This window comes from Micromonospora sp. NPDC048169 (assembly GCF_040652815.1).
In the GTDB taxonomy this organism is placed as follows: Bacteria; Actinomycetota; Actinomycetes; order Mycobacteriales; family Micromonosporaceae; genus Micromonospora.
This window is the reverse complement of record NZ_JBEZMS010000005.1, coordinates 120,542-133,117: the sequence shown is the minus strand read 5'-3', so window position 1 is coordinate 133,117 and position 12,576 is coordinate 120,542. Positions and strand designations below refer to the sequence as shown.

The window sequence follows — 12,576 nt, the reverse complement described above, 5'->3', positions numbered from 1 at the left end:
TGACCGGGTGCCGGGCCGGAAAGAGTGGCGGGATGAGCTGGGCGAGAAGAGCCGTACCCGCAGCCGTCGCCGCCGTCGCCGCGCTGGCGGCGCGGGACCTGCTGCAACGCGACCACGCGCTGCGCCGCAACTTCCCCGTGCTGGGCCGGGCCCGGTACCTGATCGAGTCGATCGGCCCGGAGCTGCGGCAGTACATCGTGGCCGGCAACGACGAGGAACGGCCGTTCACCCGCGACCAGCGGCGCTGGGTGTACGCCTCGGCCAAGCAGGAGAACAACTACTTCGGGTTCGGCACCGACAACGACATCGAGCACACCTCCGGCTATCCGATCATCAAGCACCGGACGTTCGGCCGGGCGGTCCCGCCGTCGACGCCGACCGCCGGGCACGACGTGACGCTGCCCTGCGCCAAGGTGCTCGGCGCGGCACGCGGCCGGGCGCGCGCGTTCCGGCCGGAGTCGGTGGTGAACATCTCCGGGATGAGCTTCGGTTCGCTGTCCGGCAACGCGGTGGAGGCGCTGAACCGGGGCGCCGCGCTGGCCGGCTGCCTGCACAACACCGGCGAGGGCGGGTTGTCGCCGTACCACCGCAACGGCGGTGAGCTGGTCTTCCAGCTCGGCACCGCGTACTTCGGCTGCCGCGACGAGCGGGGCCGGTTCAGCCTGGAACGGCTCAAGGACCTGGTGGCGTCGGCGCCGGTACGCGCGCTGGAGGTCAAGCTCAGCCAGGGTGCCAAGCCCAGCCTCGGCGGGCTGCTGCCGGCGGCGAAGGTGTCCGCCGAGATCGCCGCCACCCGGGGCGTCCCGGCCGGCCGGGACTGCGTCAGCCCGTCCCGGCACGCCGAGTTCTCCGACTGCGACAGCCTGCTGGACTGGGTGGAGCTGCTCGCCGCCGAGACCGGGCTGCCGGTCGGCATCAAGTCCGCCGTCGGTGACCTGGGGTTCTGGGAGGAGCTGACCACGCTGATGCGCGACACCGGGCGCGGCGTGGACTTCGTGACCGTCGACGGCGGCGAGGGCGGCACCGGCGCCGCGCCGCTGATCTTCAGCGACTCGGTCTCGCTGCCGTTCCAGCAGGGCTTCTCCCGGGTCTACCGGACGTTCGCCGAACGCGACCTGCACGAGAAGGTGGTGTTCGTCGGCGCGGGCAAGCTCGGTCTGCCGGACAACGCGGTGGTGGCGTTCGCGCTCGGCGCGGACATGGTCAACGTCGGGCGGGAGGCGATGCTGGCGATCGGCTGCATCCAGGCGCAGAAGTGCCACACCGACACCTGCCCGACCGGCGTCGCCACGCAGAACGCCTGGCTGGCCCGGGGTCTGGACCCGGCCCGCAAGGCGGTGCGGGCCGCGAACTACATTCGGACGCTGCGCCGCGACCTGGTGAAGGTGGCCGAGGCGTGCGGCGTCGAGCATCCCGGGCTGATCGGTACCGACTCGGTGGAGATCCTCGACGGCCGGACCTCGTCGATCCCGCTGGACCGGGCGTTCGGCTACCGGCCGGAGTGGGGGATGCCGTCGGCAGCCGACCGGGCGGAGATCGTCCGGCTGATGACGGCCGAGGCGCCGCAGGGCGGCAGCGCGCCGCCCTCCCCCACCGCCGTCGGCTGACGCCGGCCGCGGAAACCCGGTCGGCTGCCGCACCGCCGCGGCGTACAGTCCGCCGCATGGCTGTGGACACGAGGCCGGCGGTACGCGCCGGGCGCTTCCGGCTGCTCCCGCTGGGTGTGGTGTTCCTGACCGTCGGCCTCTCCACCGCGGTGGTGCTGCCGTTCCTGTCGCTGTTCCTCGACCGGGAGGTCCACGCCGGTCCGGTACGGGTGACAGTGTTCCTGGTCGTCGCGCCGCTGTCCGGGGTGGTGGCCTCCGCGCTGGTCGGCCGATTGTCGGACCGCCTGCCGATCCGGCGTGCGCTGCTCGTCGGCGCCGCGCTGGCCGGTGTGGTGGGCGCGGGCCTGACCGCGTACGTCCGCGACTACTGGATCCTGCTGGGGCTCACGGCCACCGCCACGGCGCTGGCGAACTCGCTGTTCCCGCAGTCGTTCGCGTACACCCGGGCACTGTTCGACAGGGACGATCCCGCGCGGGCCGCGTTCGGCGTCAGCCTCATGCGTACCGTGTTCTCGCTGGCCTGGGTGGCCGGGCCGGCGCTGGCCGCGGTGCTGCTCGACGTCGGCGGCTTCCGCCTGGTCTACGGCATGGCCGCCGCCATGTACGCGCTGGCCGCGCTGGTGGCCGCGTTCCGGCTGGAGGAGCTGCCGCTGCCGGCGCGGCCGGTCGCCGGCGATCCGGCCGGCGCGGCACCCGGCCCGCCCGGCCCCTCCCGCCTGCGGCTGGCGCTGACGGCGCTCGCGTTCGTCCTGCTCCAGTGCCCGCTGACGGTCGGCGTGCAGGCGATGCCGCTGTTCATCGACACCGAACTGAACGACGACCCCTCCCGCGCCGGGCTGGTGCTGGGCCTGTGCGCGGCGCTGGAGATCCCGCTGATCCTCGGGCTCGGCGCGCTGACCGCGCGGGTCCGGCTGCGGCTACTGGTCCTGGTCGGCGCCGCCTGCGGGGTCGCCTACTACGCGACCGCCGCGCTGGCGCCGAGCGTGCCGGTCCTGTTGTTCGCGCAGCCGGTGAACGCGCTGTTCATCGCCGCGGTGTCCGGCGTCGGCATCGCCTACGTGCAGGATCTGCTGCCGGGCGAGCCGGGCCGGGCCACCACGCTGTTCACAAACACGTTCCCGATCGGCGCGATGCTCGCCGGGCCGCTGCTCGGGCTCTCCGCGCAGGTCGGCTACCGGTGGGCGTACGCCCTCGCCACCGCCCTGTGCGCGGCCGGGCTGCTGGTGCTGCTGCTGACCCGGCCGCAGGCCCGAGCCGGACCGGTGCCCGTGGGCGGGTGACCCACGGGCACCGGGATCAGCTCGGGGCGGGCGGCCGGCCGGCGGTGGCCCCGATCAGGGACAGCTCCCGAACGAGGTCATCCATGCTCTGCCCGCTGCTCGCCCGCACCAGGCCGAGAGCCAGGTCGGCGAGCAGGTAGAACCCGAGGGTCCGGGCCTGCTCGCCGGGGAACGCGGCGAGCAGATCCTCGGCACCGGCGAGGTCACCCCGGTGCTTGGCCGCGATCACCCCGGCGGCGCGCTGCACCAGTTCCGCCGCCTCGGGGGTGAACCCGCTCACCGGATCAGATCTTCGGCGTCGCGGCGCGGGCGGCGTCGAAGCGTGCGATCACGTCCGACCAGTTCACCAGGTTCCACAGCCGGTCCACGTAGTCCGGACGCACGTTGCGGTACTGCAGGTAGTAGGCGTGCTCCCAGGCGTCGAAGACCAGCAGCGGCGTGGCGCCCTGGCCGACATTGCCGTGGTGGTCGTAGACCTGCTCGACGATCAGTCGCTGCCCCAGCGGCTCCCAGGCGAGCACGCCCCAGCCGGAGCCCTGCACGCTCTTCGTGGCCGCCGACAGCTGGCCGGCGAACGCGTCGAACGAGCCGAAGTGCTCGTCGATCGCCGCGGCCAGGTCGCCGTCCGGGCGGTCAGCGGCGGCGCACCAGCACCACGTGGTCGATCAGCTCGCCGGTCTGGCCGTCCGGGCCGGTGGCGGTACGGCGCGCCGCGCCCAGCCGCTCGACGTCCCAGCCGTCCGGGTCGAGGGCCACGGCGGCCAGGATCTCCTCCGGGTCGGCGAACCGGTGGTGGCCGGTGTCGGGCCCGGCCCACGGCGGCGGCGCGCCGTGCTCGACGACGAGCAGCCGGCCGCCGGGCGCGACCGCCTCGGCCGCCGGGGGCAGCACCTTCTCCCGGGGCAGGACCAGCGGCGACTGGAAGAACTGCGCGGACACCAGGTCGTACCGGCCGGGCAGGAAGCCCTGGGTGAGGTCGTGCCGCACGGTGGTGATCCGCTCCGCCACCCCGGCCCGCTCGGCCTCCACGGCGAGGCGCTCCAGCGCGACCGACGAGATGTCCACGGCGGTGACACGCCAGCCCCGCGACGCCAGCCACACCGCGTCGCCGCCCTCACCGCTGCCGAGGTCGAGCACGGTGCCCGGGGGCAGCGTGCCGGCCACCTCGGCCAGGACCGGGTTCACCCGGCCGCTCCAGATCCGGTCCTGCTGGCCGTACCGCTCGTCCCAGAACCGGGCCGCGTCGGTGTCCGCCGGGCGCTCGTGGTGGTGGTGCCCCGTCATGTCCGCCTCCTCGCCGCCGGGCGTCTCCCGGCCGGCCTCCGCGAATCGTGCGCCGCCGCCGGCCGGACAGCAAGCAACCTTGCCGTTCCGGCAAACGCGGACACCGGACGACCGGGGGGTGGCAGCCGGCCGGACGCCGCGCTACCGTCGGGAGCAGATACCCCCGGGGGTATAAGGTCCGGAAGGAGAACACCCATGCGCGAGGTCGACCTGACCACGTTCGCCACCGCCCACGCGGACGGGGCGACGGTCATCGACGTCCGGGAGACCACCGAATACCTCGGCGGTCACGTCCCCGGCGCCCGTTGTGTGCCGCTCGGTCACCTGGCCACCCAGATGTCGCAGGTGCCCCGCACCGGCAGCGTCTACGTGATCTGCGAGGCCGGCGGGCGCAGCCGGGTCGGCGCGGAGCTGCTCGAACGCGCCGGCGTCGCCGCCCTGTCGGTGAGCGGCGGCACCTCGGCCTGGGTGCGCTCGGGCCGCCCGGTGACAGCCGGCAGCCGGCCGTGACCAGCCGCCCGGAGACGGCGGCCGGTCCGCGTACCGGCTTCCTGCGCCGCCTGTTCGGCCCCCGCGTCGCCCGGGTCTCCCCGGCCGAGGCCGCGGCGCTGTCCGGCTCGGGCGCGCTGCTGCTCGACGTGCGCGAGCCCGCCGAGTGGCGGGCCGGGCACGCGCCGGGCGCCCGGCACATCCCGCTCGGGCAGCTCGCGGACCGGCTGTCCGAGGTGCCGGCGAACCGGCCCGTGGTGACCGTCTGCCGGTCCGGCGCGCGATCGCGGCGGGCGGCCAGGATGCTCGCCGCGGCGGGCCACGAGGTGCACGACCTGACCGGCGGCATGCGGGCGTGGGCGAGCGCCGGGCTGGCGGTACGAGCCAAGGGCGGCCGGCCGGGCCACGTGGCCTGAGCAGACGCCTCATCACCAGGAGAAGGAGCACGCCGATGTTGTTCACCCAGTACTACCTCGACTGCCTGTCCCAGGCCTCGTACCTGATCGCCGACGAGCGCACCGGCCGGGCCCTGCTCGTCGACCCGCGCCGGGACATCGACGAGTACCTCACCGACGCCCGGGCGCACGGCCTGACGATCGAGGGCGTCGTCAACACCCACTTCCACGCCGACTTCCTCGCCGGCCACCTCGAGGTGGCCGCCGCGACCGGGGCGTGGATCGGCTACGGGCACCGGGCCGAGACCGAGTACCCGAGCCGCAAGCTCACCGACGGCGAACGGATCAGCCTCGGCGACGTGACCCTGGAGATCATGGAGACCCCGGGTCACACGCCGGAGTCGATCAGCATCCTGGTCTACGAGCGCGCCGACGACCCGGCCCCGTACGGCGTGCTGACCGGCGACGCGCTGTTCATCGGCGACGTGGGCCGCCCGGACCTGCTCGCCTCGTTCGGCGTGACCGCCGAGGAACTCGGCCGGATGCTCTACGACAGCGTGCAGCGCAAGCTGATGGGCCTGCCCGACGAGGTGCGCGTCTTCCCCGCCCACGGCGCCGGCTCGGCCTGCGGCAAGAACCTGTCCACCGAACGGCAGTCCACCATCGGCGAGCAGCGCCGCACCAACTACGCCTGCGCGCCGATGAGCGAGGAGCGCTTCCTCGCCCTGGTCACCGGCGGGCAGCCGGCCGCGCCCGGCTACTTCGCCTTCGACGCGGTGCTCAACCGCAAGGCGCGTGAGCTGTTCGACCACGCCCGGCCGGCCCGCCCGCTCACCCCGGCCGAGTTCCTGGCCGCCCGGGCCGACGGCGCCGTCGTGGTCGACGCCCGTGACCCGCAGGAGTACGCGACCGGGCACCTGCGCGGCGCGCTCAACGTCCCGGCCGACGGCCGGTTCGCCGAGACCGCCGGCAGTGTCGTCGCACCCGACCGGCCGGTGCTCGTGGTGGCCCCGCAGGACCGGGAGGAGGAGATCGTCGTCCGCCTCGCCCGGATCGGCTTCGACCGGGTCATCGGCTACCTGCGCGAGCCCGAGAGCGCGTTCCTGGAGATGGTCACCGAGATGACCCGGGCCAGCCGGCTCACCGCCACCGAACTGCGCGCGGCCCTCGATCGTCCGGACGCCCCGGTGGTGCTGGACGTGCGCAACGCGGGTGAGCGGGAGCAGGGTGCCGTGGACGGCTCGCTGCACATCCCGCTGGCCGAGCTGACCCGCCGCCTCGACGAGGTGCCGGCCGGCCGGCCCGTCGTGGTGCACTGCGCCGGCGGGTACCGCTCGTCGGTCGCCGCCAGCCTGCTGCGCGACGCCGGTCACTCCGACGTGTCCGACCTGCTCGGCGGGTACGGCGCCTGGCAGGGACTGCACGCCGCCGCCTGACCCGGGCGGTCCGGGCCGGGCGCTCACACGCCCGGCCCGGACCGCCGGATAGTGCCACCAGGATTAGCACTCCCCGCGCATGGGCAGACATTTGTCATCAGGCACACGAACGAGGGAGCTGACGGCATGGCGAAGGGCGACATCGACACCTACCAGCAGGACGGGCAGTGGAAGAACCGCCCGGAGGGCAACGAGCGCGCGACCAGCCGCCACGACACCAAGGCGGAGGCCGAGGCGGCGGGCCGGGAGATGGCCGTCGAACGCGGCACCGAGCACGTGATCAAGAAGCAGGACGGCACGATCGGCGAGAAGAACACGTACCCCCGCGAGCGCGACCCCCGGGACATCCCGGGCTGAGCCGCCAACACCGCACGTCGCAAGACGGCGCCGGACCCGCTCGGGTCCGGCGCCGTTGTCGCATACCCGCCGGTAGTGAGCGCCTGGCTAAAAACTTTTGTTGGGTTCCCACAACGGCCCCCGCTCAGGCTTCGGCGGTTACGACATGGCGCGGCCCGCGCACAGGCGGAAGGGTGAGGCAAGCCGGGGGCACCGCCGCCGCCCGGCGCACCACCGTGGGTCTACCGAAGGGGACGGTCACGTGTTCAGCCGTGTCGCCATCGTCAACCGTGGTGAGGCCGCGATGCGGCTCATCCACGCGGTCCGGGAACTGGCCGCGGAGACCGGCAGCCGGATCGAGACCGTCGCGTTGTACACCGACGTCGACCGTACCGCCACCTTCGTCCGCGAGGCGGACATCGCCTACGACCTCGGCCCCGCGTCGGCCCGCCCGTACCTCGATCTGAAGGTCCTGGAGCGCGCGCTGGTCGACACCGGCGCGGACGCCGCGTGGGTGGGCTGGGGTTTCGTGGCCGAGGACCCGGCGTTCGCCGAGCTGTGCCAGAAGGTCGGCGTGACGTTCGTCGGGCCGAGCCCGGACGCCATGCGCAAGCTCGGCGACAAGATCGGCGCGAAGCTGATCGCCGAGGAGGTGGGCGTGCCGGTCGCGCCGTGGAGCCGCGGCGCGGTGGAGAGCCTGGAGGACGCGCTGCGCGCGGCGGCCTCGATCGGCTACCCGCTGATGCTCAAGGCGACGGCCGGTGGTGGCGGGCGCGGCATCCGGGTGATCCGCAGCGACGCCGAACTGGCCGACGCCTACGAGCGCACCAGCCAGGAGGCGGCGCGGGCGTTCGGCAGCGGCGTGGTGTTCCTGGAGCGCCTGGTCACCGGCGCCCGGCACGTCGAGGTCCAGGTGATCGCCGACGGCCAGGGCACCGCGTGGGCGCTCGGCGTACGGGACTGCTCGGTGCAGCGGCGCAACCAGAAGGTGATCGAGGAGTCGGCGTCGCCGGTGCTGAGCCCGGAGCAGACCGCGGAGCTGAAGGCGTCCGCGGAGCGGCTGGCGGTCGCCGTCGGGTATCGCGGCGCGGCCACTGTGGAGTTCCTCTACCACCCGGGCGACCGGCTGTTCGCGTTCCTGGAGGTGAACACGCGCCTTCAGGTCGAGCACCCGATCACCGAGTCGACCACCGGGTTCGACCTGGTCAAGGCGCAGTTGCACGTGGCCGGCGGCGGACGGCTCACCGGCGGGCCGCCGGCCGAGCGCGGGCACGCGATCGAGGCGCGGCTCAACGCCGAGGACCCGGACCGCGACTTCGCGCCCTCCCCCGGCCGGATCACCCGGCTGGACCTGCCCGCCGGCCCGGGCATCCGGGTCGACACCGGGGTCAGCGAGGGCGACACCATCCCGGCCGACTTCGACTCGATGATCGCGAAGATCATCGCGTACGGCCGGGACCGCGACGAGGCGCTGGGCCGCCTGCGCCGGGCCATGGCGAACACCACTGTGGTCATCGCCGGCGGCGCGACGAACAAGAGCTTCGTGCTCGACCTGCTCGACCAGCCCGAGGTGATCGACGCCAGCGCGGACACCGGCTGGATCGACCGGGTACGCGGCGAGGGCCGCCTGGTCGCGCACCGGCACTCCGCCGTCGCGCTGGCCGCCGCCGCGATCGAGGCGTACGAGGAGGACGAGACCGCCGAGCGGCAGCGGCTGCTGTCCACGGCGGCCGGTGGACGCCCCCAGGTGCAGCACCGCAGCGGCCGGCCGCTGGACCTGAAGCTGCGCGGCGTGACCTACCGGATGCGGGTGGCCCGGGTCGGCGCGCACCGGTTCCGGGTCGGCGTCGAGGTCGGCGGCGACGTCCGCACCGCCGACGTCGAGCTGGACCGCTTCGACCGGCACACCGGCCAGGTCGCCGTCAACGGCGCCCGGTTCCGCCTGCTCACCGACACCCACGGCCCGGTCCACCTGGTCGAGGTGGACGGCGTGACGCACCGGATCAGCCGCGACGAGGGCGGCGTGCTGCGCTCCCCCATGCCGGCGCTCGTGGTCGCCACCCCGCTCGCGGTCGGCGCGGAGGTCGAGGCCGGGGCGCCGGTGCTGGTGCTGGAGGCGATGAAGATGGAGACGGTGCTGCGGGCGCCGTTCCGGGCCCGCCTCAAGGAGTCCTCGGTGGCGGTGGGCACCCAGGTGGAGGCCGGTGCGCCACTGCTGCGCCTGGAGCCGGTCGCCGAGGAGGGCGCCGAGGCCGCCGCCGGCCCGGCCGGGCCGGCGGTGGAGCTGGACCTGCCGGTCGCGCCCGCGGACGTGCCGGCGCGGTCCCGGGCCGCACGCGGCCGGGAGGACCTGTGCGCGCTGATGCTCGGCTACGACGTGGACCCGCACGACGAGCGCCGGGTGCTCGACGACTACCTGGACGCGCGGCGCGCGGCCACCGAGGCCGGGCACCGGCCGCTGGCCGAGGAACTGGACCTGGTCAACGTCTTCGCCGATCTGGCCGAGCTGAGCCGCAACCGGCCCGGCGACGACGCGCCGGGCGGGCACGCGCCCAGCGCCCGCGAGTACTTCCACACCTACCTGCAGAGCCTCGACGTCGAGCGGGCCGGTTGCCCGGAACCGTTCCGGGCCCGCCTGGCCAAGGCGCTCGCCCACTACGGCGTCACCGAGCTGGACCGCTCCCCCGAGCTGGAGGCCGCGGTCTTCCGGATCTTCCTGGCGCAGCAGCGGGCCGCCGCCGACGCCACGGTGATCGCCGCGCTACTGCGCTCCTGGCTGCGCGAGCCGCCGCCGGACGAGGCGCTGCGCGAGCCGGCCGGCCTCACGCTGGAACGCCTCGTCGCGGCCACCCAGGTCCGCTTCCCGGTGGTCGCCGACCTGGCCCGGGGCGTGGTGTTCGCCTGGTTCGCCCAGCCGCTGCTGCGTCGCAACCGGGCCCGCGTCTACGCCCGGGTCCGCTCCCACCTGCGGCACCTCGACGCGCAGCCGGACGCGCCGGACCGCGCCGAGCGGATGGCCGAGATGGTGCGCAGCACCGAGCCGCTGGTCCGGCTGCTCGGCCAGCGTCTGGTCCGCAACGCCCCGGACAACGCGACAATGCTGGAGGTGCTGACCCGCCGTTACTACGGCAACAAGGCGCTCACCGAGGTCACTACGCGCACCGCCGAGGGCTGCACGTTCGTGGTGGCCGGGCGCACCGGGTCGAGCGTGGTCTCGGCCGCCGTACGCTTCGACGCGCTCGGCGACGCGCTGCGCGGCCTGGCCGAGGTGGCCCGGGAGTGCGAGGCGGTCGACGCGGACGTCTACCTGTCCTGGGAGAACCAGCCCGAGGACCTGGGCGCCACCGCCGCCGCGCTGCTGGAGGTGGTGAACGCGCACCCGCTGCCGCAGCAGGTGCGCCGGCTCACCACCACTGTGGCCGGTCGGGCCGGCGCGGTGATGCACCACCACGTCACGTTCCGTCCGGCCGAGGGCGGCGGGATGGCCGAGGAACGGCTGATCCGCGGCCTGCACCCGTACATCGCGCAGCGGATGCAGCTGGAGCGGCTGCGCGAGTTCGACCTGACCCGGCTGCCGTCGCTGGACGAGGAGGTCTACCTGTTCCAGGCGGTCGCCCGGCAGAACCCGGCCGACCAGCGGCTGGTGGCGTTCGCGCAGGTGCGTGACCTGACCGAGCTGCGGGAACAGGACGGCCGCCTGGTGGCGCTGCCGACCACCGAGGACGCGGTGGCGGCCTGCCTCGACTCGATCCGCCGGGCGCAGTCGCGGCGGCCGTCGAAGTCGCGGTTCCCGACCAACCGGATCGTCATCTACGTGTGGCCGCCCAGCGAGCTGACCCGCGAGGAGATGGAACTGATCGCCGGGCGGGTACGCCCGACCACCGTGGGCGCCGAACTGGAGGAGATCCTGTTCATCGCCCGGCAGCGCGACCGCCGTACCGGGGAGCTCACCAAGGTCGGCGTGCGGATCACCTTCGACGTGACCGGGCACGCGCGGCTGACCGTGGGCGAGCCGCCGGCCGAGCCGGTCGAGCCGCTGGACGAGTACCGGCTGAAGGTGCTGCGCGCGGCCGGGCGCAACACCGTCTACCCGTACGAGCTGACCGGCCTGCTGGGCGACTTCGTCGAGCACGACCTGGACGCGGAGAACGAACTGGTGCCGGTGGACCGGCCGAAGGGCCGCAACACCGCGGCGATCGTGGCCGGCGTGGTCACCACGCCCACGCCGCGGCATCCGCAGGGGGTGACCCGGGTGGTGCTGCTCGGCGACCCGACCAAGTCGCTCGGCGCGCTCTCCGAGCCGGAGTGCCGGCGGGTGATCGCCGCGCTGGACCTGGCGCAGCGGATGGGCGTGCCGCTGGAGTGGTACGCGCTGTCCGCCGGCGCCCGGATCTCGATGTCCTCCGGCACGGAGAACATGGACTGGGTGGCCGCGGCGCTCAAGCGCATCGTCGAGTTCACCCAGGACGGCGGTGAGATCAACATCGTGGTGGCGGGCATCAACGTCGGCGCCCAGCCGTACTGGAACGCCGAGGCGACGATGCTCATGCACACCAAGGGCGTGCTGGTCATGACGCCCGACTCGGCGATGGTGCTCACCGGCAAGCAGTCGCTCGACTTCTCCGGCGGTGTCTCCGCCGAGGACAACTTCGGCATCGGCGGCTACGACCGGGTGATGGGCCCGAACGGGCAGGCGCAGTACTGGGCGCCGGACCTGCCGGCCGCGCGGGACGTGCTGATGGCGCACTACGACCACACGTACGTCGCGCCGGGCGAGGCCGCACCGCGCCGGGCCGTCACCATGGACCCGGTGGACCGGGACATCTGCGGCTACCCGCACGCGGTGGCCGGCAGCGACTTCGCCACCGTCGGTGAGATCTTCTCCGCCACGGCGAACCCGGACCGCAAGAAGCCGTTCGACATCCGTACCGTGATGCGGGCCCTCGCCGACCAGGACCACCCGGTGCTGGAGCGGTGGGCCGGGATGGCCGACGCGGAGACCGCTGTGGTGCAGGACGTGCACCTCGGCGGCATCCCGGTGTGCCTGCTCGGCATCGAGTCCCGCTCGGTGCCCCGGCACGGCTTCCCGCCCACCGACGGCCCGGACACCTACACCGCGGGCACGCTGTTCCCGCGCTCGTCGAAGAAGGCCGCGCGGGCGATCAACGCGGCCAGCGGCAACCGGCCGCTGGTCGTGCTGGCCAACCTGTCCGGCTTCGACGGCTCGCCCGAGTCGATGCGCAAGCTGCAACTGGAGTACGGCGCGGAGATCGGCCGGGCGATCGTGAACTTCCGCGGCCCGATCGTGTTCTGCGTGATCTCGCGCTATCACGGCGGCGCGTTCGTGGTCTTCTCCAAGGCGCTCAACCCGGACATGACGGTGCTGGCGATCGAGGGGTCGTTCGCCTCCGTGCTGGGCGGCGCGCCGGCCGCCGCCGTGGTGTTCGCCGGCGAGGTCGCCGCCCGCACCGCTGCCGACGCGCGGGTACGCGACCTGGAGGCCCGGGTCGCCGCCGCGGCCGGCACCGAGAGAGCGACGCTCACGGCCGAGCTGGACGAGCTGCGCGCATCGGTGCGGGCGGAGAAGCTGGGCGAGGTGGCCGCCGAGTTCGACCGGGTGCACAGCATCCAGCGGGCCGTCGAGGTCGGGTCGGTCGACGCGGTGGTCCGCGCAGCCGAGCTGCGTCCCCGCGTCATCGAGGCGATCGAGGCACGGCTGAGCTGACCCCGTCGCACAGCGGGACGGCGG

At 74.1% G+C, this 12,576-nt stretch carries 10 protein-coding genes; 7 read left to right on the top strand and 3 right to left on the bottom strand.

The genetic code is table 11. From position 1 onward, the window contains the following. Nucleotides 1-32: 32 nt before the first annotated feature. Together AB0D28_RS06800 and AB0D28_RS06795 are read left to right on the top strand one after the other, a co-directional pair. Nucleotides 33-1,607 carry an FMN-binding glutamate synthase family protein gene (locus AB0D28_RS06800; protein ID WP_357383016.1) on the top strand — a complete coding sequence of 525 codons (1,575 nt, stop codon included), beginning with the start codon at nt 33-35 and terminating at the stop codon, nt 1,605-1,607. Nucleotides 1,608-1,663: 56 nt separating this feature from the next. Beyond that, nucleotides 1,664-2,887: an MFS transporter gene (locus tag AB0D28_RS06795; RefSeq protein WP_357383014.1), complete on the top strand. Its 1,224-nt coding sequence runs from the start codon at nt 1,664-1,666 to the stop codon at nt 2,885-2,887. 16 nt (nt 2,888-2,903) lie between these two features. Here the strand turns inward: AB0D28_RS06795 and AB0D28_RS06790 are convergent, their stop codons facing one another. Genes AB0D28_RS06790 through AB0D28_RS06780 form a run of 3 tightly spaced genes read right to left on the bottom strand, consistent with a single transcriptional unit; the run spans nt 2,904 to nt 4,171 of the window. After that, nucleotides 2,904-3,167 (bottom strand): superoxide dismutase, encoded by a 264-nt coding sequence (locus tag AB0D28_RS06790; protein WP_357383012.1) that lies wholly within the window; start codon nt 3,165-3,167, stop codon nt 2,904-2,906. 4 nt (nt 3,168-3,171) lie between these two features. Beyond that, a complete protein-coding gene (locus tag AB0D28_RS06785; RefSeq protein ID WP_357383226.1) occupies nt 3,172-3,504 on the bottom strand; it encodes a Fe-Mn family superoxide dismutase in 333 nt (110 codons plus the stop codon). 16 nt (nt 3,505-3,520) lie between these two features. Beyond that, nucleotides 3,521-4,171: a methyltransferase domain-containing protein gene (locus AB0D28_RS06780; RefSeq protein WP_357383010.1), complete on the bottom strand. Its 651-nt coding sequence runs from the start codon at nt 4,169-4,171 to the stop codon at nt 3,521-3,523. A 195-nt stretch (nt 4,172-4,366) separates the two neighbouring features. Here AB0D28_RS06780 and AB0D28_RS06775 point away from each other — a divergent pair, with 195 nt between their 5' ends. The 5 genes from AB0D28_RS06775 (at nt 4,367) to AB0D28_RS06755 (ending at nt 12,552) form a co-directional block, all read left to right on the top strand. Continuing rightward, nucleotides 4,367-4,681, top strand: a complete 315-nt coding sequence (locus AB0D28_RS06775; protein WP_357383008.1) for a rhodanese-like domain-containing protein — start codon at nt 4,367-4,369, stop codon at nt 4,679-4,681. Between the two features lie 50 nt (nt 4,682-4,731). Continuing rightward, complete coding sequence (locus tag AB0D28_RS06770; RefSeq protein ID WP_357383224.1) at nt 4,732-5,076, top strand: rhodanese-like domain-containing protein; 345 nt, start codon at nt 4,732-4,734, stop codon at nt 5,074-5,076. Between the two features lie 35 nt (nt 5,077-5,111). Then, a complete protein-coding gene (locus AB0D28_RS06765; protein ID WP_357383006.1) occupies nt 5,112-6,491 on the top strand; it encodes a rhodanese-like domain-containing protein in 1,380 nt (459 codons plus the stop codon). Between the two features lie 126 nt (nt 6,492-6,617). Continuing rightward, on the top strand, nt 6,618-6,848 hold the full coding sequence (locus AB0D28_RS06760; RefSeq protein ID WP_357383004.1) for a DUF2188 domain-containing protein: 231 nt from the start codon (nt 6,618-6,620) through the stop codon (nt 6,846-6,848). A 241-nt stretch (nt 6,849-7,089) separates the two neighbouring features. Further along, on the top strand, nt 7,090-12,552 hold the full coding sequence (locus AB0D28_RS06755) for a carboxyl transferase domain-containing protein (protein WP_357383002.1): 5,463 nt from the start codon (nt 7,090-7,092) through the stop codon (nt 12,550-12,552). The last annotated feature ends 24 nt before the right edge of the window (nt 12,553-12,576 follow it).

Excerpts from the sequence above, each read along its gene's own strand:
- AB0D28_RS06765 (WP_357383006.1), top strand. The coding sequence starts at position 5,112 with ATGTTGTTCACCCAGTACTACCTCGACTGCCTGTCCCAGGCCTCGTAC.
- AB0D28_RS06795 (WP_357383014.1), top strand. The coding sequence starts at position 1,664 with ATGGCTGTGGACACGAGGCCGGCGGTACGCGCCGGGCGCTTCCGGCTG.
- AB0D28_RS06775 (WP_357383008.1), top strand. The coding sequence starts at position 4,367 with ATGCGCGAGGTCGACCTGACCACGTTCGCCACCGCCCACGCGGACGGG.
- AB0D28_RS06760 (WP_357383004.1), top strand. The coding sequence starts at position 6,618 with ATGGCGAAGGGCGACATCGACACCTACCAGCAGGACGGGCAGTGGAAG.
- AB0D28_RS06800 (WP_357383016.1), top strand. The coding sequence starts at position 33 with ATGAGCTGGGCGAGAAGAGCCGTACCCGCAGCCGTCGCCGCCGTCGCC.
- AB0D28_RS06780 (WP_357383010.1), bottom strand. The coding sequence starts at position 4,171 with ATGACGGGGCACCACCACCACGAGCGCCCGGCGGACACCGACGCGGCC.